The 23,603-nt window shown below is 60.4% G+C and carries 23 protein-coding genes; 12 read left to right on the forward strand and 11 right to left on the reverse strand.

Features of this window, described 5'->3' with window-relative positions:
* Complete coding sequence (locus ACIX8_RS19240; protein WP_014267052.1) at nucleotides 1-1,290, forward strand: M24 family metallopeptidase; 1,290 nt, start codon at nucleotides 1-3, stop codon at nucleotides 1,288-1,290.
* Between the two features lie 15 nt (nucleotides 1,291-1,305).
* On the opposite strand, the gene ACIX8_RS19245 is transcribed toward ACIX8_RS19240, so the two are convergent.
* Both ACIX8_RS19245 and ACIX8_RS19250 read right to left on the reverse strand, forming a co-directional pair.
* The gene (locus ACIX8_RS19245) at nucleotides 1,306-1,602 is read right to left on the reverse strand and encodes a DUF1330 domain-containing protein (protein ID WP_014267053.1); all 297 of its coding nucleotides are present in this window, start codon (nucleotides 1,600-1,602) and stop codon (nucleotides 1,306-1,308) included.
* 229 nt (nucleotides 1,603-1,831) lie between these two features.
* The gene (locus ACIX8_RS19250) at nucleotides 1,832-3,784 is read right to left on the reverse strand and encodes a CocE/NonD family hydrolase (protein WP_014267054.1); all 1,953 of its coding nucleotides are present in this window, start codon (nucleotides 3,782-3,784) and stop codon (nucleotides 1,832-1,834) included.
* Between the two features lie 109 nt (nucleotides 3,785-3,893).
* On the opposite strand from ACIX8_RS19250, the gene ACIX8_RS19255 reads away from it, so the two are divergent.
* Nucleotides 3,894-4,886 (forward strand): vWA domain-containing protein, encoded by a 993-nt coding sequence (locus ACIX8_RS19255; RefSeq protein WP_150110674.1) that lies wholly within the window; start codon nucleotides 3,894-3,896, stop codon nucleotides 4,884-4,886.
* A gap of 72 nt (nucleotides 4,887-4,958) precedes the next feature.
* Here the strand turns inward: ACIX8_RS19255 and holA are convergent, their stop codons facing one another.
* Together holA and lptE are read right to left on the reverse strand one after the other, a co-directional pair.
* Complete coding sequence (holA, locus tag ACIX8_RS19260; RefSeq protein WP_014267056.1) at nucleotides 4,959-6,110, reverse strand: DNA polymerase III subunit delta; 1,152 nt, start codon at nucleotides 6,108-6,110, stop codon at nucleotides 4,959-4,961.
* Entirely contained in the window at nucleotides 6,107-6,643 is a 537-nt protein-coding gene (gene lptE / locus ACIX8_RS19265; protein WP_044179151.1) for an LPS assembly lipoprotein LptE, read from the reverse strand. The genes holA and lptE overlap by 4 nt, the downstream gene beginning before the upstream one ends.
* 110 nt (nucleotides 6,644-6,753) lie before the next feature.
* Here lptE and ACIX8_RS24810 point away from each other — a divergent pair, with 110 nt between their 5' ends.
* A complete protein-coding gene (locus ACIX8_RS24810; RefSeq protein WP_014267058.1) occupies nucleotides 6,754-7,215 on the forward strand; it encodes a GNAT family N-acetyltransferase in 462 nt (153 codons plus the stop codon).
* A gap of 17 nt (nucleotides 7,216-7,232) precedes the next feature.
* Here ACIX8_RS24810 and ACIX8_RS19275 read toward each other — a convergent pair whose 3' ends face one another.
* Complete coding sequence (locus tag ACIX8_RS19275; RefSeq protein WP_014267059.1) at nucleotides 7,233-8,945, reverse strand: M1 family metallopeptidase; 1,713 nt, start codon at nucleotides 8,943-8,945, stop codon at nucleotides 7,233-7,235.
* A 155-nt stretch (nucleotides 8,946-9,100) separates the two neighbouring features.
* On the opposite strand from ACIX8_RS19275, the gene ACIX8_RS19280 reads away from it, so the two are divergent.
* A complete protein-coding gene (locus tag ACIX8_RS19280) occupies nucleotides 9,101-9,739 on the forward strand; it encodes a DUF4126 domain-containing protein (protein WP_014267060.1) in 639 nt (212 codons plus the stop codon).
* A 54-nt stretch (nucleotides 9,740-9,793) separates the two neighbouring features.
* Here the strand turns inward: ACIX8_RS19280 and ftsH are convergent, their stop codons facing one another.
* The 4 genes from ftsH to ACIX8_RS19300 form a co-directional block, all read right to left on the reverse strand.
* Nucleotides 9,794-11,707 (reverse strand): ATP-dependent zinc metalloprotease FtsH, encoded by a 1,914-nt coding sequence (ftsH, locus tag ACIX8_RS19285; RefSeq protein WP_014267061.1) that lies wholly within the window; start codon nucleotides 11,705-11,707, stop codon nucleotides 9,794-9,796.
* Nucleotides 11,708-11,932: 225 nt separating this feature from the next.
* Nucleotides 11,933-13,042, reverse strand: a complete 1,110-nt coding sequence (gene tilS, locus ACIX8_RS19290) for a tRNA lysidine(34) synthetase TilS (protein WP_044179160.1) — start codon at nucleotides 13,040-13,042, stop codon at nucleotides 11,933-11,935.
* A 93-nt stretch (nucleotides 13,043-13,135) separates the two neighbouring features.
* Complete coding sequence (locus ACIX8_RS19295) at nucleotides 13,136-13,540, reverse strand: hypothetical protein (protein ID WP_014267063.1); 405 nt, start codon at nucleotides 13,538-13,540, stop codon at nucleotides 13,136-13,138.
* A gap of 57 nt (nucleotides 13,541-13,597) precedes the next feature.
* The gene (locus ACIX8_RS19300) at nucleotides 13,598-13,969 is read right to left on the reverse strand and encodes a hypothetical protein (RefSeq protein WP_014267064.1); all 372 of its coding nucleotides are present in this window, start codon (nucleotides 13,967-13,969) and stop codon (nucleotides 13,598-13,600) included.
* Nucleotides 13,970-14,276: 307 nt separating this feature from the next.
* Here ACIX8_RS19300 and ACIX8_RS19305 point away from each other — a divergent pair, with 307 nt between their 5' ends.
* The 5 genes from ACIX8_RS19305 (at nucleotide 14,277) to gltX (ending at nucleotide 18,608) form a co-directional block, all read left to right on the forward strand.
* A complete protein-coding gene (locus tag ACIX8_RS19305; protein ID WP_014267065.1) occupies nucleotides 14,277-14,750 on the forward strand; it encodes a GNAT family N-acetyltransferase in 474 nt (157 codons plus the stop codon).
* 157 nt (nucleotides 14,751-14,907) lie between these two features.
* The gene (gene ispD, locus ACIX8_RS19310) at nucleotides 14,908-15,609 is read left to right on the forward strand and encodes a 2-C-methyl-D-erythritol 4-phosphate cytidylyltransferase (RefSeq protein ID WP_014267066.1); all 702 of its coding nucleotides are present in this window, start codon (nucleotides 14,908-14,910) and stop codon (nucleotides 15,607-15,609) included.
* A gap of 203 nt (nucleotides 15,610-15,812) precedes the next feature.
* A complete protein-coding gene (ispF, locus tag ACIX8_RS19315) occupies nucleotides 15,813-16,436 on the forward strand; it encodes a 2-C-methyl-D-erythritol 2,4-cyclodiphosphate synthase (protein ID WP_044177090.1) in 624 nt (207 codons plus the stop codon).
* A 283-nt stretch (nucleotides 16,437-16,719) separates the two neighbouring features.
* On the forward strand, nucleotides 16,720-17,040 hold the full coding sequence (locus ACIX8_RS19320) for a hypothetical protein (RefSeq protein ID WP_190273703.1): 321 nt from the start codon (nucleotides 16,720-16,722) through the stop codon (nucleotides 17,038-17,040).
* A 47-nt stretch (nucleotides 17,041-17,087) separates the two neighbouring features.
* Nucleotides 17,088-18,608, forward strand: coding sequence for a glutamate--tRNA ligase (gene gltX, locus ACIX8_RS19325; protein WP_014267069.1), 1,521 nt, complete (start codon nucleotides 17,088-17,090; stop codon nucleotides 18,606-18,608).
* 222 nt (nucleotides 18,609-18,830) lie between these two features.
* On the opposite strand, the gene ACIX8_RS19330 is transcribed toward gltX, so the two are convergent.
* Entirely contained in the window at nucleotides 18,831-19,364 is a 534-nt protein-coding gene (locus tag ACIX8_RS19330; protein ID WP_014267070.1) for a protein-disulfide reductase DsbD domain-containing protein, read from the reverse strand.
* Nucleotides 19,361-19,987, reverse strand: coding sequence for a TlpA family protein disulfide reductase (locus ACIX8_RS19335; protein WP_014267071.1), 627 nt, complete (start codon nucleotides 19,985-19,987; stop codon nucleotides 19,361-19,363). The genes ACIX8_RS19330 and ACIX8_RS19335 overlap by 4 nt, the downstream gene beginning before the upstream one ends.
* 114 nt (nucleotides 19,988-20,101) lie before the next feature.
* On the opposite strand from ACIX8_RS19335, the gene ACIX8_RS19340 reads away from it, so the two are divergent.
* The 3 genes from ACIX8_RS19340 to ACIX8_RS19350 all read left to right on the forward strand — a co-directional run bounded on the left by ACIX8_RS19340 (nucleotide 20,102) and on the right by ACIX8_RS19350 (nucleotide 23,536).
* Nucleotides 20,102-21,256 (forward strand): KpsF/GutQ family sugar-phosphate isomerase, encoded by a 1,155-nt coding sequence (locus ACIX8_RS19340; RefSeq protein WP_014267072.1) that lies wholly within the window; start codon nucleotides 20,102-20,104, stop codon nucleotides 21,254-21,256.
* Between the two features lie 144 nt (nucleotides 21,257-21,400).
* Nucleotides 21,401-21,622, forward strand: a complete 222-nt coding sequence (locus tag ACIX8_RS19345) for a HigA family addiction module antitoxin (RefSeq protein ID WP_263053401.1) — start codon at nucleotides 21,401-21,403, stop codon at nucleotides 21,620-21,622.
* Between the two features lie 69 nt (nucleotides 21,623-21,691).
* Nucleotides 21,692-23,536, forward strand: coding sequence for a proline--tRNA ligase (locus ACIX8_RS19350; protein ID WP_014267074.1), 1,845 nt, complete (start codon nucleotides 21,692-21,694; stop codon nucleotides 23,534-23,536).
* The last annotated feature ends 67 nt before the right edge of the window (nucleotides 23,537-23,603 follow it).

Consider the following 23,603-nt stretch of genomic DNA (forward strand, 5'->3'; position numbering starts at 1 on the left):
ATGCTCTCTCGCCGCCGCTTTCTCCTCACCGCCGCAGCCACAGCACCTACACTCGCCCTCCACGCCGAGCAGAAACCCGCAACCCAGCCTTCCGAGCCATCCCTCCCCGCGCCCATCCTCGCGCTCACCGACCGCCGCAAAGACATCTCCCCCATCACCGTCAACGAGCGCAACGCGCGCCTGGACCGCGCCCGCGACCTGATGAAGCAGAACGGCCTGGACGCCATCCTGATCACCACCGGGGCCTCCATGCAGTACTTCACCGGAATCCGCTGGGGACAGTCGGAACGGCTCTTCGCCTACGTCATCCCCCAGGCCGCCGCGCCCTTCGTCATCTGCCCGCACCTGGAACGCGACCGCCTCAATGAGGCGCAGAAGCACTTCCCGGAGCACGATACGACGCTCAGCTACCTCTGGCAGGAAAATCAGGACCCGTACGCCACCCTGCAGCACGCCTTAGCGGAGAGCTCCATCACTACAGGAACCCTCGGTCTGGAAGAACACACGCAGTTCGCCTTCTCAAGCGCCATCGCCCACGCCTGCCCCGCTCTGAAGATCGTCTCCGCGACACCGGTCACATCAGGCTGCCGCTCGCTCAAATCACAGGTCGAGCTCTCCCTGCTCCGCCTGGCGAACCAGATCACCTTCGACGTCTACAAGGCCGTCTATCTCTCGTGCGCCCCGGGCGACACCAACGACCACTTCTCCGCACTCATCGCCAAGGCCTACGAACGCTGCGGCGTGCAGGGCGACGCCTCCTGCCAAACAGGCCCCAACTCCGCCGTGCCGCACGGCACCGGAACGCCGCAGATCATCCGCGAGCATGAGATCGTACTCATCGACGACGGCTGCACCGTCGACGGCTACACCTCGGACATCTCACGCAGCTTCGTCTACGGCACGCCGACCGACCTGCAGCGCACCGTCTTCGATATCGTCCACCGCGCACAATCCGCGGCGCTGGCCGCAGCCCGGCCCGGCGTCGAAGCCCAGTCCGTCGACGCCGCCGCCCGCAAGGTCATCACCGACGCCAACTATGGCCCCGGCTACGACTTCTTCACGCACCGCGTCGGCCACGGCATCGGGCTCGACATGCACGAGTGGCCCTACCTCGTCGGCGGCAACACCCAGAAGCTCGCCGCCAACATGGTCTTCTCCGACGAGCCGGGCATCTATCTCCCCGGCAAGTTCGGCGTTCGCCTCGAAGACGACATGTTCATCACCGAGAACGGAGCACAGTTATTCACTCCCCAAAGCCCCAGCCTGGAGCATCCGTTCGACAAAGCATGATCGATAGGGAACAAACTACGATGCGCTGATACCCTCCGTAAGGATGATGCGGTAGTCTCCACCCTGGAACCGATGTTTGCTGGCTTCCTGATACTCCTGGCTCTGATACCAGGCCTGCGCTTCTTCGTAGCTGGGAAACTCCAGGATGAGGATGTTCTCGGATGCAGCCCCCTCCAGGACCTCCTGACGGCCATGTCGAGCGCGGAAAACAACTGGATGATCTTTAAAACTGGCCGGTGCCAGTTCTTTGTACTGATCCAACTGAGCCTGATTCCGAGTCTTTTCACGCGTAATGACAACATAAGCGGGCATTTTCTCTCCTATAAACAGCGGCTTATCCAGGCTGTATTCCCAAAACGATACAAGCATCTGGCTGACAGCGTTATGTCAGGAGACTTTAGAACAGCGTCACGCTGGACGAGAACAACTTTTCTATAGACCCTTTTAAAAACTGTCATCTCGACCGAAGGCGGCATATTTTGCCGCCTTCGGTCGAGATGACAGTTTTGGAACACTTATAGAAGAATCGCTCTGTAAGCCACTACTTCGGCAACACCATCAACTCCACCCCACTCGCCGCATCCACCTGGTGAAACACCGTCTCGGTAGCCTTCTTGAAATCCTCCGGCTTAGCCGTGAAGATATCCTCGAACGTCTGCGGATTGCGGTCTACCAGCGGGAACCACGAGCTCTGCACCTGCACCATGATGCGGTGCCCCTTCAGGAACGTGTGATTCACGTCCTGCATGGTGAATTCGACCTCCGTCACCTTGCCCGGAGCCAGCGGCTCGGGCTTCTCCCACGAGTTCCGGAACTTGGAGCGCATCGGCTCGCCGCGTATCATCATCTCGTAGCCCTGCAGGAACACCGGAGGAGCAGCCGTCACATGCTTGCCCTCGGCCTCGTCCTCACTGGCATCCTTGTAGTCGTTCGGATATACATCGATCAGCTTCACGACAAAGTCCGAGTCTGTGCCCGTTGAAGCAATCTTCAGCTTCGGCTTCACCGGGCCTGCAACGGTCACATCCTCCGTCAGAGGCTCGGTCTCGTACACCAGCACGTCAGGACGCCGCGCGGCAAAGCGCTGATCGTCGTCCATGTAACGCTGCGGAATGTCGTCCGTCGTGTACTCGGTAAACGGCACCGGATGCGCCGGATCGCTCACATACTCGTCCTTGCTGTCGCGCTCCTGCGGCTCGGTCCAGGCCAGCCCGCCATTAGGCTGGAAGTAGATCGTCTTCGCCACAGCCTGCTTCGGCGGCCAGGCATCGTACTTCTTCCAGACATTGCTTCCGGTCTCGAACACATAGGCCTTGGGTAGCGGCGTCCAGTCTGCGTTCTTCAGATAGTGCGCAAAGAACGGAGCCTCAATGTTCTCGCGATAGAACGTCCCCGCCTCCGAACCGAAGTCGATATCTCCCAGCGAAGAACCCGGCCCACGCGCCCATCCACCATGCACCCACGGTCCCTCCACCAGCGTATTCGCGGCAGCTTCAGGACTCAGCTTGTCGATCGCATGAAAGACCTTCACCGGTCCCGACAGGTCTTCCGCATCGAACCAACCACCCACAGCCATTACGGCAGTCTTCACCCCGTGCATATGCGGCGCGAGATTACGCTCCTGCCAATAGCTATCGTAGGTCGTGTGCACGATCTGATCGTGGAAGTATTCGTTCGTCCCGCCCTTCGGCGTATCCAGGTTTGCAAGCGTCTGCATGCCCAGGTAGTAGGCATACATGTCCTTCGTCCCGAAGTCGAAGTCGTTCTTCGGCTCAACCTTCAGAGGGTTCTTCTGCGGAGCGAAGAACGGCGCATAGAACGAGTGGTTGCCATCCAGCATGAACGCCCCACCATGATAGGCATCGTCTCCCATCCAGAGATCGATGATCGGCGCCTGGGGACTCGCCGCTTTGATCGCCGGATGGCTGTCCACGATGCTCGCCGCCGTATAGAACCCCGGATAGCTGATGCCCTGGATGCCGACATTGCCGTTATTGGCAGGAATATTCTTCAGCAGCCACTCGACCGTGTCATACATATCCGTGGACTCATCGATTCCCTTGCCGTCCTTCGACGGGGTCATCTCAACCCACTTGCCTTCGCTCTCCCACCGCCCGCGCACATCCTGGCAGACGAGGATATAACCGCTCTTCAACAGTGTGGCGTTGTTTGTCACGCGGGGCTGAACCACATCGTTGCCATAGTTACCGCAGCTATACGGCGTACGCGACATCATGAACGGATACGGCCCCGCATCGCTGAACTGCCCCGCAACCGGCGTATAGACGACGGTATAGAGCTTCACCCCGTCACGCATCGCAATGCGGTACTCGTGCTTGGAGTAGTGTGCCTTCGTGAACTCCATCAGTTCGCGCATCCGCTGCTGTGGCGAAGGCTGTGGGGCTGGCGCAGGAGCCTGTGTCTGCGCTGAGGCTATGGCCAGCGAACCCAAGAAAATACCGGCCATGACAGCCGACTTCAAAGCAACACCCATCACACTCTCCCTGTTCAAAGACGCTTCCCGACCAAGCAATCACTTATTCTGCCATACTGCTGCAATGAGGCGCTTTAGAGCGATTCTGCCGGTCACGATGTTTCTTTGCATGGCCGCGGCCGCACAGAGCCCGCAAGGGGGGACTGTTCCCTATACCTTGCACGTCTATACCGACCTCGTCCAAGTCCCCACCCTCGTCCTCGGACCCTCCATGCAGACGCTGCCTCCTGTCGACGCACAGAAGTTTCGCGTCAGCCTGGACTCCGGCCCCCGCTTCCAGCCCACGCACGTTCGGCTTGAAGGAGACGATCCCATCACGCTCGCCATCCTGCTCGATTTAAGCGACAACAACGCCAGCAAACTACCGTTGACTTCAAGCCGGCCCCTGGCCGCCATGGCTCTCGGAGCCCTTCGCCCCCAGGATCATGTCTCCATCTACTCCCTGGACTGCAACATGATCCGTTCCGCCAATAACATTCCGGCTGACTCGAACAAGATCGAAGATGCCATCGACCAGGCGCTTCAATCGCAGGTGATCCACCGGGGAAAGTCCCGTGCGACATGTGGAAACACAGTACCGCTATGGAACGCGTTTTCTTTCATCATTCAACAGCTTGCCGAAAAGCCTGGCCGCCGCGTCATTCTTGCCTTCACCGATGGTTACGACGGACGCAGCAACATCAGTAGAAACGATATCGAATCGTTGATCACCGACGGGGGCGTGACTGTCATCGGAGTAAGCAATCCGATATTCGCTTATTCCCCGGAAAGTTTTGATGATTGGGAGCGTGCCTTCAGCGTTCTCTGCCAGCGCAGCGGAGGACTGATCCTGAGGACGACAGACAAGGAACTTCCGCAAACACTTCGCAGATTCGTCGATCTGCTGCGCGGCCGTTACATCCTTGAGTTCCCGAGACCGAGCATCATGACCCCCGGCATGCACAGCATCGCAGTCACCCTCGAAGGGACACGGGCTTTCATCCGGCCTTCGAGCCTCACCGTCCCGATCCCCGACCCCGCGATCCTCAAAGACCCCACAACAATTCCTTCCGACCCCTCCCGCAAACCACCCTTCGGCAAGCAGACACCGCAGCCAAAGTAATCAACGAACTACCCATGAATTGTCATCTCGACCGAAGCGTCATGGCTTCATCGTGACGCGCAATGGAGAGACCTACGAAGCCTGTTCCAACTCCGGCACACGCGCCTTGCTCGCCAGCCGCATCACCAACCGCTCCAGCACCAGACGCTTATCCGCAGGACTCGAGCGCAGTTCCAGATCCGCTCTCGCAATCCACCGCAATCCACGAGTCAACTCACCACGGTCGCGATACCGCCGGGCCTGTGCGATCAAAGCGTCGGCAGCAAACGGAGCGACACGAAACCCAGGCCACAGCACCTGCCACATCGCGCGCTGATCTTTTACCTGCTTCTCATTCAGCACCAGCATCTGCCGAAAGGTCTTCGCCAGCGTAAAGATGTGTCCAATAGCCGCATCCTCACCTCCATCCGAAGCATTCAACAGCCCGTGCAGCAGCGCCAACGCGCGCGGCGCATCCTTCAGGCTGATCGCATCGGTCAACTCATACAGGCTGCGCTGCTTGGCCGCCGCAACCATCGTCTCCACATCCGCAACGTCAATCCCTGCATCGCCGGCCGCCTCACCCCGCGCACCGGCATACAGCATCAGCTTCTCCAGCTCGCTCTTAATGGTGAGCATCTCCGCGCCCAGCGCATCGACCAACTCTCGCGCCGCGTCCTCATGGAAGCGAACCCCCTTGGCCTCGGACTCGCGCATCACCCAGAGCACCGCATCGTCTTCGCTCACACGCTGCAGCTCAACGACACCGCACGCATCGCCCAGCGTCTCGCGAATGCGTTCGGCCCGCTCCTTGTCCTGCATATCCATCTTGCGCAGGTCCTGCGGCAGGCTGATGTGGTCGGCCACAAACACCAGCAAGGCCTGCGGGTTGGGTCGGCGAAAGTACTCGTCGATCGCCGCGAACTCTTCCTTCTTCTGCCCACGGCCGTAGAGCTTTTGGATATTGCGCAGGAACAGCACCTGGAACGGAGCCATCAGCGACGGAGTCTGCGCCAGGTCGAGCGCCTCAAAGATCGAGGTCTCCCCAAGGTCCAGATCATGCAGGCAGAACTCGCGCAGCTCGCCCGGTACCAGCGCCTGCAGAACGCCCCGGCGACAGATCTCGTACAGGAACGACTCGTCGCCGAGCAGCACATACCCCGGCCGCCGGGCATCGCCGCTAATCTCCGCGACAAACCGCTCCGCCGCCGCAAAGCTACGCAATTTTGAAGGAGAAGGGCTCATTGAAAAGACTCCAGCATATCGCTCACCAGGGCCTCAGAGAAGTCATGCGCCATGCGCCGCACAGCAGCTCCATCCTCTTCCACAAAGCCACTCAAATCCTGCGTCGATTGAAACTGCTCGCGCCATCCAAACGCATCGTTCCTATAAAGAACGGTGCCATCATGCGCCACCAGCTCCACCTGCGCCGTTACGGTCACAAGATAGCTCGAGGTCTGACCGCTCGAAGCGTCATACGTCAACGGCGCGACCGTCTCGGTCAGGATCGTGCCGCGCAGCGTCGCATCCGCGGACGTCCCACTGCCCGTAAACGTACCGTCACCACTGGCTGTCAGCACCCGATACTGCGTGCGAGTGTTCAGCTCCCGCACCACAGCCTGCGTAAACGCCGTCTCCGTGCGAAAGGCCTGCACCTTCGATTGAAAGATCGGCACGGCAAGCGTGCGCACATTCACAGGAATGTGCGACGCAGCACCCACGCCGTGGTAACCACAGCCAGTCATCGGGAGGAGGAACAGCAGATAGAGCGCACGCATCTTTTCAATGATAGCGCCCAGCAACGGCAGATGCGGATTCCTCGCGTCCCCGTAACAAAGACATCCCTCGCGCCTGATTGCCTCTGGCGGTTCCGGTATCATAGGCACGCATGGAGATTGGCTTTCGAAAAGCTCAGGCTGAAGACCTCGCTTTCGCTCGTAACCTCTACTTCGAAACGATGCGCTGGATGATCGAGCGTTTGTTCGGATGGGATCAAGCTCGTGAGGAAGCGTATTTTATTGGCTTTTTCAGGCTCGATGAGGTCCGAATCATTACTGTCGACAACCGCGATGTCGGCTGGATTCAGGAACGGTTGGAAGGAACGTCTATCGATCTTGGTTCGCTGTATGTGATACCGGCTATGCAGCGGCAAGGCATCGGCACCCAGGTTCTGCAGATGCTTCTGGCACGAGCCAGGAGCCAGTCAAAAACCATCACATTAGCCGTGGTAAAGATCAATCCGGCACTTCAGCTTTACGCAAGGCACGGATTCAGAATCACCCATGAGGATGCGTACAAGTTCTACATGAGAGCGGACCCACGGTTCCCAGATAAGAGAACCGTGGGTTGACCGGTCTACAAGGAAACCTACTCCTGCTTCACTGCAACATAATACAAATCAGTCGCCACCTTGAACTCCTCACCCGTTCCCACCCAAGGCATCGTCTTCCACTCCCCCGTCACCGGAGTTACCGTCGTCCAATGCTGCGGATCGCCCACTTGGATCGGCATCGCAAAGCCCGTCTCATCAGCCTTCCAGCGATAACTCATCGTGTGCTTCGCCTCATCGAGGTGCAGCTCCAGAATCGGCAACGCCGCATGCCGCAGATACTCGTCGAAGAACGGCGTCAGGTTCATCCCCGTCCGTTCGTTCCACCAGCTCACGACGTCTTCGGTCATGATGTTCTGATACTTGAACCGCTGATAGAAGTCATGGATATCGGCAAACCACTTCGCATCGTCGCCGATCACACTGCGCAAGGTGTTGATCATCAGCGCGCCCTTGAAGTACTGGTCCTGCGGCGGCTCCCGGTTGATCCCATGCTGCGAGATGCTCGGCAGCTCGTTCTTCACCTTCGCCTTCAGCCCATTCACATAGCGCAGACCATCGGCCTTGCCCCAGCGGTACTCGACGTACAGCACCTCCAGGTAGGTGGTCCAACCTTCATGAATCCACATGTCCGACGGGTCTGCCGCTGTGACCGAGTTGCCGAACCACTCATGCCCGCTCTCGTGAATGATGATGAAGTCGAACTTGGGGCTGATCCCCACGCCCGTCCAATCGCGGCCATAGTAGCCGTTCTCAAAGTGGTTGCCATAGGCCACCGCCGACTGGTGTTCCATGCCCGCGTACGGCACTTCGATCAGCTTGTACCCATCCTTATCGAACGGATACTCACCAAAGTAGTGCTCATAGGCGTCGAGCATCTCAGGCACCTGCGCGAACTGCGCCTTGGCCTTCTCCAGGTCTTCCGGCAACGCATAAAAATCGAGCGTCGTCGCACCGTGCTTGCCTGAAAAGTGCTGATATTCGCCGATGTTCAGCGCGACGTCATAGTTGTTGATCGGATAGTGCACCAGCCACTTCCACTGCGTATAGCCGTCGCCCAGGTCCTTGCTGCTGACGAACCGGCCATTCGACACATCCATCAACCCATTCGGCACGGCGACATCGATCTCCATGCCGTCCTGCGGCTCATCGCGCCACTGGTCCTTGTTCGGCCACCAGACGCTCGGGCCCTCCCCCTCGCAAGCCGTCGTAACCCATGGCTTGCCTTCCTTGTCCTTGTCGAAGGAGAAGCACCCGAAACGGCCCTGCGTCACCGGCTTGCCGGAGTAGGCAAACGCGACCTCGTAAACATTCCCCTTGCGCAGCGTCTCTGGAAAATCGATCCAGACCGTACGCTCTTCGCGGGTGTACTGGAGCGTCTTTTCACCGAGCTTGATGCTGTCGATATTGAGCTGCGGCGTCAGCTCCAGCTGGATGCGCTTGCCGTCCGCCAGCATGCGGAAGCGAACGGTGTTCGTTCCGGCGATGGACTTAGCCACGGGATCGACGCGCAGGTCTAGATGGTAGAAGAGCAGGTCGTTGTTGGCGCGATACGGGCCATAAGCGCCTCGCAACAGATCGTCTTTGGTGGGAGGCTTGACCTCATCCGGCGGATGCGCCCCATGGCCGGCAGTAGCTCCGGGCGTCGTTGTCGCACTCTGCGCCGATGGCTGGGTTGCGGTTTGCGTTTGTGCGTAGCTTGCGACGGCCATCGCCAGAAAAATACCACTCAGCAGCGAACATTTCTTCATGAAGTTAGCCTATCGCACCGGCTCAACAGATAACAGGATTGCTTTAGCTTTATTGTTCCGATCCCTCCTCGAAGAGGACAAGCACTCGGTTTGCCCGCTATCTCATCACCATTTACGATACGATTCCCTGCATACACCAAACAGGTCCCCCACCCATGACCTTCACGCCCCCCACCATCGCCGCTCTGATCGTCGCCATCAGCTTCGCCGCCGGACTCAACGTCTACGCCACGGTCGCCACACTGGGCATCCTGGCGCACTTCCATTGGGTCGTTCTGCCCCCATCCCTGAACGCCCTGACGAATCCCTGGGTCATGGGCGCCGCCGGTCTGCTCTTCATCATCGAGTTCTTCGCCGACAAGATCCCCGCCTTCGACCTCATCTGGAACGCCGCCCAGACCTTCGTCCGCGTTCCGGTCGCGACACTGATCGCCTACAAAGCAGCCTCCCAGCTTTCCCCGGAGCTGCAGTTACTGGCCGCCGCAGCAGCCGCAATCATCTCTGCCATCGCCCACACCTCGAAGACCGCGGCCCGCACCCTGGTCACCACCAGCCCCGAACCAGCCTCCAACATCGCTCTCTCCACCACCGAAGACGTGGCCGCTATCGGTCTCACCTGGGTCGCTACGCACCACCCCTACACCGCCGCCACCATCGCCGGGGTCTTTCTCGTCCTGATGATCCTCAGCATCCGCTGGATCGCGCGCCAATTGAGACGCATATGGTCACGCAGACCGGACTGGCTGCGATCACAAAGCATAGAGCGTAGACAAGAAAAAGGCGGCGCGGAATAACCTCATTCCGCGCCGCCCCTGTTTTCTCTACACTCTATTCTCTACACTCTGCTTTTACGCCGTGGTCGGCAGGCCTTCGTTGAAGCCGGTCTTGCGACCGCTCTCGGGCTTCGACACCTTTTGAACATCGCCATCTCCGTCCGCATAGGCCAGAGAAGACTTTGCCGGCGGCAGTTCCTTGCCCTGAATGAGCAACTGGATCTCAACAGCATCCAGCGTCTCACGCTCGAGCAAAGCAGCAGCCATGCGGTGCATGATGTCGCGATTATCTTCGAGGATCTGGTGAGCTGAGCGATAGCCTTCGTCCACCAGCGAGCGTACGGCCTTGTCGATCTGGTTCGCCGTATCGTCCGAGTAATCCCGTGCCTGTGCGATCTCGCGGCCCAGGAAGATCTGCTCTTCCTTCTTGCCGTAGGTCAGCGGTCCGAGCTCGCTCATGCCGTACTCGCATACCATCTTGCGAGCGAGTTCCGTAGCGCGAACGATGTCGTTGCCCGCTCCGGTCGTCATGCGGTTCATGAAGATCTCTTCGGCGCAGCGTCCACCCATCAGGATGGCAAGCTGCGTGTTCAGATAGTCCTTCGTGACCGTGTGCTTGTCTTCCTCGGGAAGGTGCATCGTCACGCCCAGCGCCATGCCGCGCGGAATGATCGTCACCTTGTGCAAAGGATCGGAGTGGTCGCGCTTGGCGGCGACGAGCACGTGACCGGCCTCGTGGTACGCCGTGTCGCGCTTGTCATCTTCAGACAGCAGCATCGACTTGCGCTCAGCGCCCATCAACACCTTGTCCTTGGCGACTTCGAAGTCATACATGTGGACAGCCTTGCGGTTGAAACGCGCCGCCGTAAGAGCCGCCTCGTTCACCATGTTGGCGAGGTCCGCACCGCTGAAGCCCGGTGTGCCGCGTGCCAGAACCGGCAGGTCGACATCTTCGGAGAGAGGAACCTTCTTCGAGTGAACCCGCAGAACCTCTTCACGTCCGCGAATGTCAGGACGATCGACGATCACGCGACGATCGAAGCGGCCCGGACGCAGCAGCGCCGGATCGAGAACGTCAGGACGATTGGTCGCAGCGATCAGGATCACGCCGTCGTTGGACTCAAAGCCGTCCATCTCGACGAGGAGCTGGTTCAGCGTCTGCTCACGCTCATCGTGTCCGCCGCCGAGACCTGCACCGCGGTGCCGTCCTACAGCGTCGATCTCATCGATGAAGATGATGCAGGGAGCATTCTTCTTGCCCTGCTCGAACAGGTCGCGTACGCGGCTTGCACCGACGCCGACGAACATCTCGACGAAGTCCGAACCGGAGATCGAGAAGAACGGAACATTGGCCTCTCCGGCCACAGCGCGGGCCAGCAGGGTCTTGCCGGTGCCCGGAGGTCCGACCATCAGCACGCCCTTGGGAATGCGTCCGCCCAGGCGCTGGAACTTCTGCGCCTCGCGCAGAAACTCGATGATCTCCTTCAGCTCTTCCTTCGCCTCATCCACACCGGCGACGTCCTTGAAGGTGATCTTCTTCTGCTGCATGGAGAGCAGGCGAGCGCGGTTCTTGCCAAAACTCAGCGCCTTGTTTCCGCCCGACTGCATCTGCCGCATCATGAACAGCAGGAACAGAGCGATCGCAGCGATCGGTGCCACCTGGAACAGGATGGTCAACCAGATCCCGCCGCTGGGGTCCTTGACGATGACGTTCACGCCATGGTCGGTCAGGTTCTTGTAGAGGTCCGGATAGTTCTGCGGAATTGTCGTATGGAAGGACTCTTTGCCGTCCTTGTACTTGCCCGTGACATCGACCCCCGTCACAGTGACCTCCGAGATCTTTCCGGCGGCCGCGTCGTTCTGCAGTTCTGTAAGGCTGGTCAGCTTATTGTGGTCGGCTCCCATCGTGGTCGCGACGTAGCGCCACCCAACCAAAATGCAGGCAACTGCAAAGACCCATATCAACAATTGTTTGACTGTCGAATTCAATCTGCTTCCTCGTTTCCTCTTCCACAACAACGCCGACTCATTGCTGAACCCAACGCTCTCTACCGCTTAGTCGAACCGCCGTCAATAGCTTTAGACGCTGTGAACGGAGATAGGGTGCAACTCTTATACAGTCGCACCTGCGGCCCATCGTCATGGAACTCTTGGGGTAAATTCTACTCTTCCGTCAGGTCCTGGCGCGCAAAATCCTTTAGATAACGTAACCGGTTACTGCCGCCAGAGCCGTAATTCGCGGGCTGAGCGCTCTCCACGCAGCCCCGCACGCAGTTCCAGACGACTCCCGATCTTTCCTTGGATGCCGATATAGCCCCCAAATCCTGCCAGCGCCAACAATTTAGCCGTTTCTTCAAAATTGAGCCGGAAGCCCATTGATCTTGCCGCTGCCCGCACAACCCTCCGCCGCAATCCGGCATCCATGGCCTTCAATCTCTCAATCTCCAGGGAGCACGCAGCCTCTCCGATAGCCGTACTCACAGCCCGCCCGCCGCCCCGAACCGGCTTTCCAGGCAACAGTACCTGCGGCAGCAGACGGCGCAACTCAGTCTCCCAGTGCGCTTCCTCATCCCGCGCAATCGCCGCCATATTCGCCAGCAGCTCATCCACGCAAGGATTAAAGCTGCGCAATACCGGCATCAGCTCGTGCCGCACGCGGTTGCGGGTCAACTCCAGGTCGCGATTGCTGGAATCCGTCCGCCAAACCTGCCCTCGAGCCTGCAAAAACGCCTCCACCTCCGCCCGCCGCACCCCGAGCAAAGGCCTCACGACCCTACCGCCTACTGAGCCCTGAACCCTGGGCCCTGAACCCTCAACACCGAGCCCTAATCCCTGTTCCCTAATCCCTAATCCCTGCACTACCGGCGAGATTCCCCCCAACCCCTCCGTCCAGGCCCCGCGCAGAAGCTTCATCATCACGGTCTCCGCCTGGTCGTCAAGGGTATGGGCAGTGGCGATGGCATCGACCCGGCCCTCCGGCAGAAGGCCTCGCAAGGCCTCATACCGCAGCTCGCGGGCAGCTTCCTCAACCCCTTCACGCTCCGCCGCCTGGCGAGCCGCCGTATCGACATGAAACACCGTCAGGGGAACGGCCAGCCGCTCGCATAGCTCCCGGACGAAGACCTCATCGTCATCGGCCTCCCCGCCACGCAGACCATGGTGCACATGGGCTGCGCTCACCACCACGCCCAGCGACTCCTTCGCCGCATTAGCCTCTTTCAGCGCCAACAGCAGCGCCGTCGAGTCCGCGCCACCGGAGATGGCGACACAGACCCGGTCACCCGCGCGAAACAGCGATGGAGCGATTAACAGATTTCCTGCCATCGCTCCATCATAAAGTTGCAGCGGCCCCCAAGACATGAAATCCAGGAAGTGGAATTCAGCATCCGCGCCCGCCTGCAAGCGCTGCCACCAGATTTACTTCGCCGCAGGAGTAGCAGCCGTCTGCGACTTGCCCACGTAACGGACCGCATGGTCCACCACGGCATACAGCAACTGGTCCGGGTCCTTGCGGGATTCCTTCTTGATCCAGTCGCCAAACTTAGCTCCGGCCTCCGGAGTGTTCGGCAGCGTAATCCCACGATTCTGCGCGCTCAACTCGGCAAGCTGCTGCACCATCGCAAGAAATTTGTCTTCATTGCGGCCGCTCGCCACCCAGGCCTCGTGCACCGTCTTCGTCAGGAGCTGGTCGAGCGGAAGAGGGGACGCATCACCCGATGTGCTCGCCTGATCCTGTGCCGGTGCCTGCGCTATCGTCATTGCCGGCCAGCACAGCGCCGCAGCCATCACTACCCCAGTCAAACCCTGCCGTATCTTTGTCATCGCAATCCTCTCCACTTCAACTCGTCGAATGATTTCTGGAACCCGTCCGCCTAAGCTCTAGTACCGATGGCCATGCCGGTCATACCGTTCACGGTAATCGCGATCTTTGTTGTCCTGGTGAACCTTGCCGGCGACCGCACCAACGCCCGCGCCTGCTGCACCGCCGATCAATGCGCCCTTCAGGCCTCCTCCAAACAGAGCACCCAGCGCGGCGCCGCCAGCACCGCCGATCAGTGCACCCTTACCTGGCCCAATGCCGCCCTGGTCGCGACGATCGTCGTGCCGGTGATCGTAGTTGTTGTTATACGGATGCCTGCCTCGCGCCCCATTGTAGAAAGCACTGCGATCCTGCGCCGTCGCGGATGCGAAGGGCATAGTCATCAAAACCAACAAGACAGCACTCGCAATCCAACGCGTCATTTGGTTCATATTCAATCTCCTGGGAACAGTCCTAGCTTTGATGCTGGCCTGCAAGGCAGGGGTGGCCCTTTCATCGCAGTTTTTATTGCCCCGGATGGATATTAGGGTGTGGCATCAAACCTTGTTTCAGGATTTGGCCACACTTTTGGCTTTGAAGGGGCGGGGCTTCAGCCCCGCCGTTGGGATACCCCATAAAGTAGGGCGGCTTCAGCCGCGGAGGGAACGATGTCCACCTACTCCATCCCTTGAAACATCTCTGCCCATCAGAAGCGCTTGAGCCTGCCCCATACCCGCTTCCCGGTTGTTATCATCCCCTATGCCGAACTTACGCCGCGCCACTATAGGCGACGCCGCCCTTATCGCCGCGCACCGTCACAGCATGTTTCAGGACAATAACTTCGCCAGCGAAGCCCGCCTCTCCGAGATGGATGCCGCCTTTGAACCCTGGGTCCGCGAGCGCCTCGCCGACGGCCGCTATGTCGGCCTGTTCCTCGAAGAAGACGGCCACGTGCTGGCTGCCGCCGGCATCTTCTTCCAGGACTTCCCGCCGCACTGGATGGATCCCCAGCCCACACGCGCCTATCTGCTCAACTTCTACACTGCACCCAAAGCCCGGGGACGCGGCTTTGCCAACCAGTTACTCAAGCTCTCCGTAGAGGAGTGCCGCACCCGTGGCATCGGCGTCATCACCCTGCACGCCTCGCCATTCGGCAAGCCAATCTACGAGAAGTTCGGCTTCTCACACTCTAACGAAATGATGTTCCGGCCAGAAGAAGGAAACAGGAAGTAGTAAACAGGAAACAGCATTTGAATGCTCGGCAGGGTAAAGACCTAAGGCCGCCTACCCCCTGAATGAGCAACTTTCCCCTCCCGCCACGTGCTGTTTCTTGTTCCCTGTTTCCTGTTTCCTACTTCCTGTTTCCTCTTCGCGTTATACTCACCTTCCCATGTCTGTCTTCGTCATTCTCCCCGCAGCCGGTATCGGTACCCGCATGGCCTCCACCGGGGCCGCGCCCAAGCAGTTCCTCACGCTCAAAGGAATCCCCCTTCTACTGCATTCGCTGCGTGCCTTTCTCGCGGTACCGCGCGTCACGGCCATCTACGTCGCCGTGCGCACGTCCGAGCGGGCTCGAGTAGCGGCATTGATCGCGGAGCATAACCTCGGCGAAAAGGTCCACGTCGTCACCGGCGGCGACTCGCGCCAGGACTCCGTCTCCAGAGCTCTCGCGGCCCTGCCGTCGACCGCCGAAAACGATATCGTTCTGGTTCACGACGCCGTCCGCCCGCTCATCGATCCCACGACCATCGGCCGCACGATCGACTCCATCCAGAAACACGGCGCAGCCATCGTCGGCACCCCCGCCATCGACACCATCAAGCAGGTCGAGCGCACCGCCGACGGAGCCCTGATCACCGCAACCATTCCCCGCGAACTCATCGTCCACGCGCAGACCCCGCAGGGAGCACGCGTTCCGCTGATGCGCCAGGCCTTCTCCGAAGCCGCAGCCGACGAGTTCATCGGCACCGACGAGGCCAGCCTGCTCGAACGCGCCGGCATCCCGGTCTTCGTCGTCCAGGGCCACGCGCGCAACTTCAAGGTCACGCAGCCCGGCGACCTCGAAATCGCCGAGTTCTACCTGGCAGGCTAACCCTCTCGTTGTTGTTGCTGTTGCCTTTGCTGTTCTGGCTTGCCATTCCCGCAGGGAATCTGCTTCTCGCTTTTGCCGTTGCTGTTGCCCGTTTTTCGTCGTCATCCTGAGCGGTACGCTCAGGATGACGACGAAAAACATAACGCCGCATCTCTCGCACCTCCCCAATTCTTCACCCCAAAAACCATTTATCATCCATAACAATGTCCATGCGTATCGGCCTCGGTTTCGACTCTCACGCCTTCAAACCCGGTGTCCCCCTGGTCATCGGCGGCCTTAAGATCGATCACCCCGAGGGCCTCGCCGGGCACTCCGACGGCGATCTGCTGCTCCATGCCATCACCGACGCCCTGCTCGGGGCCGTCTCCGCCGGAGACATCGGCACCTTCTTCCCGCCGACCGATCCCAAGTGGAAGGGCGCGGACTCCACCGTCTTCCTCGAGACGGCGCTCGAAGAGATCGCCCTGGCCGGCTACAAGATTGTGAACATTGACTGCGTGCTCATCATGCACCGCCCCAAGATCGTGCCGATTGCGGGCGATATGCGCGGCCGCGTCGCCGACCTGCTGGGCCTCGACCTGAAGAACGTCAGCATCAAGGGCAAGACCCCCGAAGGACTCACCCAGGACGGCACCGCCGTCGCACACGTCGTCGCTCTGCTGGAGTCGATCGACCTGCCCAGCGAACCCAAGAAGATGGAAGCCCTGGCCGAAGCCCCCAGTGAAGCCGACATCGACGGCGTACTCAGCACCCTCGTCACCGGCGGCCGCGACACCAGCGCCCTGGGCCGCAAGCTGCCGACCTTCGACACCGACGATCTGACCTAAGTCGTGTCATCCAACTTTGTTCGTGGATTTGGCCATACTTTATGTTTTGAAGGGGCGGGGCTTCAGCCCCGCCGTAAAGCCGCTCCGCAGGAGCCTACCGCTCTGCCGAAGGCCGGAGTGAAGGCATAGCCGTAACGACCGAATTGCTCTCTTTTGCGGTGGCAAAAGAAGCCGTTCCAGCCACGGATACAGGCCTACCAAATCCTGAACATCCGCGCTTTCACCAAAAATTACTTGGCCACTCCTAAATTCTCCGGTACATTGTCTGCATCTCTTGGAGGCAATGATGGACCAGCAGCAAGCGCAGCAATTTGGCGGCATGATCGCAGGCATGATGGGCATATTTATGTTCATCGGCGTAGCAGCCCTGGCCTTTGGCATCTTTCTCTTTTGGCGCATTTTCACCAAGGCAGGCATGGCCGGCCCGCTTTCCCTGCTGATCCTGGTTCCCGGCATCGGCTATATCGTCGTCCTTTGCATCCTCGCCTTCTCTGACTGGAGGGTCATTCCTGCCCCGGCGGCACAGCTTTACCCCCCTAACTATCCGCCGCCGCCCAGCTTCCCTTCAACCACGCCCCCTTCCACCTTTCCCCCTCAGTCGTAAACCGGTTCGAGGCTGCGGAGCGTCTCTGTTAAGATTGGGTCTGACCCATGACTCCTGAGACCTCCGCTCCTTCGCCTGATTCCCGCCCCACCCGCGTCCGCATCGCCCCCTCTCCCACAGGCGACCCTCACGTCGGCACCGCCTACATCGGCCTGCTGAACTATCTCTTCGCCGCCCAGCGCGGCGGCGAGTTCGTGCTGCGCATCGAAGACACCGACCGCACCCGCTTCGTGGCCAGCTCCGAGCAGATGATCTTCGACGCCCTGAAGTGGATCGGCCTGACCTGGAACGAAGGCCCGGACGTCGGCGGCCCCTACGGCCCCTATCGCCAGTCCGAGCGCACCGAGCTCTACCGCGAGCACGTAGAGCTGCTGCTCCGCAGCGGCCACGCCTACCGCTCCTTTGAAACCGCCGAGGAGCTCGAGGAAGTCCGCAAGCAGCAAATGGCCGCCAAGCAGCCACCCCGCTACAACGGCGCCGCCCGTCATCTCTCGCAAGAGGAGATCGACGCCAACCTCGCGGCCGGCAAGCCCTTCGTCGTGCGGCTCAAAGTCCCCCTCGAAGGCTCGACCACCTTCCGCGACGAACTGCGCGGCGAGATCACCTTCGACCACAACAACGTCGACGACCAGGTGCTGATGAAGTCCGACGGCTTCCCCACCTATCACCTCGCGAACGTCGTCGACGACCACCTGATGCGCATCACTGACGTCATCCGCGCCGAGGAGTGGATCAGCTCGACACCCAAGCACGTGCTGCTCTACAACGCCTTTGGATGGGAGCTGCCGAAGTTCTGGCACATGCCGCTGCTGCGCAACGTCGACAAGTCGAAGATCTCCAAGCGCAAGAACCCCGTCTCGCTGGTCTACTACCGCGAGAGCGGCTACCTGCCCAACGCGATGCTGAACTTCCTCGGCCTGATGGGCGGCGGCATGGCACAGCCCACCGAACAGGAGATCGTCAGCAAGGGTCTCAACACCAAAGAAGGCGATATCTTCTCCCTCGCCGAGATGAAGGAGCGCTTCGACTTCAAGCGCATCTCGCTCGGCGGCCCGGTCTTCGACCTCGTAAAGCTCAAGTGGCTCAACGGCGAGTACATCCGCCGCCAGTCTCCCGATGAGTTCTTCCAGACGCTGCGCCAGACCCTCTTCTCCGACGCCTATCTCCGCGCCGTCGCCCCACTGGTCCAGGAGCGCATCGAGACCGTCGGCCAGTTCGGTGATATGACCGGCTTCCTCTTCAGCGACAACGTGCTCCCGCCGGAGTCCGTCTGGCTGCCCAAGAAGCGCCAGCCCGAAGAGACCCTCGCCTTCGCCGCCGAGCAGCTCACCGCGCTCGAAGCCAGCACCTGGGACGCCGCATCCATCGAGGCCGAGCTCAAGAAGCTCGGCGAAGCGAAGCAGTGGAGCGTGAAAGAAAACTTCATGCTGCTGCGCGCGATCCTCAGCGGCAGCCTGACCTCACCCCCGCTGATGGAGAGCCTGGTCGTCTTCGGCAAAGCCCGCTCGCTCGACCGCGTGCGGCGCTTTCTCGAAGCGCAGAAGAAGCTGGCAAATCAGCGGAAGTAGCTCGTTTAAAGGGCCAAAGGCCCGCCTCATCCCAGCCTGGGGCAAAGCCCCAGGTGCCAAGGGCATAAATGGAAGAGGGCTGAAAGCCTGACTCATCTGTATCACCACAGATGAGCCGGGCTTTCAGCCCTCAGATTGTTGGTGCATATGTTCCTGGGGCTTCACCCCAGGCTGGGATGAGGCGGGCCTTTGGCCCTTCATAACCGTACTGGCAGAAACAACCTACTTGCCCGTCACAGCCACCTTCACCGGCAACGACCGCGGCGGAAAGCACGCCGCGTTATCGCAAGCCTGATACCGCAACGCTCCGGTCAAGGTCGAAGCCCCGCGCGGCACAATCACCCGCAGCATCACGCGGAACTCGCCCTGGTACACATCCAGCGTCTCGCCGTCGCCCACGGTCAGCCGAAAAGCCGTTCCCTTGGGATACTCTTCCGAGACCACCTTGACCCCTGCCGTATCGAGCTTCAGCACCGTCGGAATCAGCAACTCATCCTTCGGCGTATGCGAGTTGATATGAAAGCCCGGATCGACATGGAAGCGCAGCTCCACCACCTGGGGCTTGCCCGCATCCACGACGATCCCGTCATCCGCCAGCCGCACATGGTCTTTATGAGCCGCCGCCGCACGGTCACCGCCGCCGCCAAACTGAATATCCTGCGCCCGGCCCACCGGCATCAGCAAAGCCATGGCCAGGAGCAGGCCGCCACGGAAAGCTGTTTCCTGTTTCCTGTTTCCTGTTTCCTGCTTCTTCACATCCCACCTACAGCAAGCGTCTTGCGAATATTCGCTTCCATCTCATCCTTGCTGGGAGCGCCCGCGGTCTCTTCCACTACATTGCCGTTCTTGTCGACATAGAACGTCTCCGGCAGATAGTCCACACCGCCATAGGCCTTCGACACCTTCTCATTGTCGTCAGGCAACAGGATCTGATAGGTCACACCGATCTTCTTCGCGGCATCGGCGATGTCGTCCTTCGACGCGCCTTGATCCTGCGAGAGGCCGAGCATGACCAATCCCTGCGACTTGTACTTACCGGAGAATTCTTCGAACCACGGCATCTCCAGCTTGCAGGGACCGCACCAGGTCGCCCAGAAGTTCACCACCACGGCATGGCCCTTGTAGTCGGCCAGCGAAACCTTCTTGCCCGAAAGATCGACCAGCGTAAACGCAGGAGCGGGCTTGCCGCGCAGGCTTGCTCCCTGGGCATCGGGGCTGTCTCCCGAGGCGGAGCTCGTGGCTCCGTCCTTCACCACCGTGATCTGTGACTGCCGTGCCTGCTGCATCGCCAGCCGCCGCTGCCGCAGATTGTGGACACCCGCCCACACCAACAGCGCGACCACCACTACCATCGCTCCCAAAACTCCCAATCGACGCATTCAGGTACATCCTTCCGCGCGAGCCGCACACACCGCGCCATGTATAGTCTACTGCTGCGACTTCTTCCTGGATTGTCATCCTAATGTCATTCCCAGCACAGAAGCCACACGGGCATGCGTGGCGGCCTCCGCGAAACCTCCGCGCCCCCTGCGTTAAAGCTTTTGCCCCTGCATTTGCTAGGATTCAGTCCGACACCTATGACCGACTCCACCCAACTCGCCGACGCCACAAGCCCCGCCGACCTCGTCCGCATCGAAGCCCAGGCCCTCCTCGAACTCGCCGGCCGGCTCGACGGCCCGCAGCTCAGGGCCTTTGATCACGTCGCCGGATTGCTGGCCGAAAAAGCACGCGCTGGACATCGGACCGTCGTCACCGGCGTCGGCAAAAGCGGCTTGATCGGACGCAAGATCGCCGCCACCCTGGTCTCCACCGGCACGCCAGCCCAGTTCCTGCATCCGGGCGAGGCCCTGCACGGCGACCTCGGCATTCTCAACCACGGCGATATCCTCCTCGCCCTGTCCTACTCCGGCGAGACCGAAGAGCTGCTGCGCCTGCTGCCAGTCCTGTCCCGGCTCGGCGTGACCCTCATCAGCTTCTGCGGCTGCCCGACCTCGACACTCGCCACCTCCAGCGCCTACACGCTCGACGTCAGCGTGAGCCGAGAAGCCTGCAATCATCAGCTTGCGCCGACGGCCTCCACTACGGCCATGCTGGCGCTGGGCGATGCGCTCGCCATCGACGTAAGCCGCCGCCTCCACTTCAAAGCCCGCGACTTCGCCGAGCTACACCCCGGAGGCCAACTCGGCCGCCGCCTCGCCACCGTCAAACAGTTGATGCACTCCGGTGACGCGCTACCCCAGGTCCCCCCCGCAGCCCCCATGACCGAGATCATCCACGAGATGTCGGCCAAGCGGCTGGGCATGACCACCGTGCAAAAAAACGGCGAGCTGCTAGGCGTCCTCTCTGACGGCGACCTGCGACGCCTGCTGGAGCGCGACGGCCCCGGAGCCTTCCACAAGACAGCAGCCGAGGTCATGAATCCCCACCCACGCCTCATCGCTCCCGAACCCTTCGCCGTCGACGCCCTGGCCCTGATGGAGCAGCACAAGATCACCGCGCTTGTGGTCACTGAAGACGGCACTGTAACCTCACCCGTGCTGGGCGTGCTGCACCTGCACGATCTGTGGGAAGTAGCCCCACAAACCACGCAAGCCCCCGCGCCAAAGATCAAACACATCGATCCCCCGGGAGACGACGGCCGACTCTAATAACCACCCCGCCTACTCCATACGGTTGTATTTGACATTGAGTCGGATATCTTTACGCAGTGTGTAATGTGTTACTACACTATACAAATGATGTACGATCCAGCACACCCCGGCGAACTCCTTCGCGAATATATGGGCGAAACGATGACCGTCACCGCTCTGGCAAAACATCTCGGCGTAGACCGTGCCCATCTTTCCATGATCTTGAATGGTCGTGCGGGGATCTCCGCTCTCATGTCCATGAAACTCGATGAAGCCTTTGAGACCTCGGATGGATTTTGGTGGCGGGTCCAGCAGGGATACGACTATGCCAAGGCCCGCCGGATAAAACGAAAGAAAATACCGCCACTCAAGCTGGCAGCTTAGATCATCGCCACCACAGGAAAGGCGCTTCGTATCCATCGCCCTCCTCCCGTTCTATACAATCGAACCAACATGCAACGTTGGTCAAAACTCTTCATCCCCACTCTCCGCGAGGCTCCCACAGACGCCGAGGTCGCCAGCCACAAGCTCCTTCTCCGCGCCGGATATATCCGCCAGCTAGGCGCAGGCATCTACAGCTACCTGCCGCTCGGGCAGCGCTCGCTGAACAAGATCATCGCCATCGTCCGCGAAGAGATGAACAAGATCGGCCAGGAGTTCCTGCTTCCCGCGTTGAACCCGCGCGAGCTCTGGGAGGAGTCCGGCCGCTGGACCGGCATGGGCCAGAATCTCTTCCACCTCCAGGACCGCAAGGGCGCGGAGCTGTGCCTCGCCATGACGCACGAGGAGGTCATGACCTCCATCGCGCGCAACGAGCTGCGCAGCTACAAACAGCTTCCGCAGATCTGGTATCAGATCCAGACCAAGTTCCGCGATGAGCCCCGCCCCAAGGCCGGCCTGCTGCGCGTTCGCCAGTTCACCATGAAGGACGCATACTCCTTCGACGTCGACCAGGCAGGCCTCGACGAGAGCTACCGGAAGCACTACGACACCTACGTCCGCATCTTCAAGCGTTGCGGCCTGGAGTTCGTCGCTGTCGACGCCGACTCCGGCGCGATGGGCGGCTCCGGCTCACAGGAGTTCATGGTCTACACCGACGCCGGCGAAGACCTGATCGCCAGTTCAGCCTCGGGCTACGCGGCAAATCTTGAAAAGGCCACCAGCAAACTATCACCGGTTGAAGATCTGGCGCCCACCGGCGACGGTCTGCCCGAACTCATCCATACGCCAGGCAAAGGCGCGATTGCCGATATCTGCGCGTTCCTGAACATTCTTCCCTCGCAGGACATCAAGTGTGTGGCCTTTATGGGCAGCCGCACCGGTCATCCGGAAGGCGAACCTCTCCGCCCGATCGCCGCTTTTCTGCGGGGAGATCACCAGGTCAACGAGACCAAGCTCAATGCAGTGGCCGGCACAGGAGAACTACGCCCCATGACGCCGGAAGAACTGGAACTCTTCATCGGGGGCCCAGCAGGCTATCTCGGTCCGGTCGGCATAGCGCAAGGAATGTCGGGTGGCTCGCTCAACGGCCTCAAATCCGGCAAGCCTCTTGATCGCCTCAAAGGTGTATTTCGCGAAAATCCCACAGAGGGACTGCGAACGATCATCGTCCTCGATCCCGGCCTCGATGGCCGGACGAATCTTGTTGCAGGCGCCAATAAGCTGGACTACCACCTTCGCAACGTGACGCCGGGCCGCGACTTCACCTCGACAGTCGTCGCCGATATACGCAATATCAATGAAGGCGAACCCGATCCCATCGGCGGCGAGCCGTTGCGCCTGGGCAAGGCCGTCGAGATCGGCCACATCTTCAAGCTCGGCACCAAGTACTCCGAGTCGATGGGCGCACGCGTGCTCGACGCCAACGGCAAAGAGGTCCTGCCAATCATGGGCTGCTACGGCATCGGCATCGAGCGCATTCTGACTGCCGCGATTGAATCCTCCGCCGCAGCGAATGCCGGCGAGCAGTATGCTCTTCCCGCTGCAATCGCTCCGTTTGCGGTTGTCGTGACCATTACGAACGTCCGCGAGGCCGATCTGCTCGCCGCCGGTGAAAAGATCGCAGCCGATCTCGAAGCCGCGGGGGTCGACGTTCTCCTCGACGACCGCGACGAGCGCGCCGGCGTCAAATTCAAGGACGCCGAACTCATTGGCGTTCCCTACCGTATCAACATTGGCAAGAAACTTGCCGAAGGCCAGGTGGAACTCGTCGACCGCCTCACCCAGACCACGACCGACCTGCCGCTGGATGCGATCACTGCACACATCCAATCGCTGCTCGCTGCGTCCAAACTGTAGTAGCTGTTGCGGTTGCTTGTTTTTCGTCGTCATCCTGAGTGGTACGCGAAGGACCCCCGCATTCGTG

The organism is Granulicella mallensis MP5ACTX8 (assembly GCF_000178955.2).
GTDB lineage: Bacteria > Acidobacteriota > Terriglobia > Terriglobales > Acidobacteriaceae > Granulicella > Granulicella mallensis.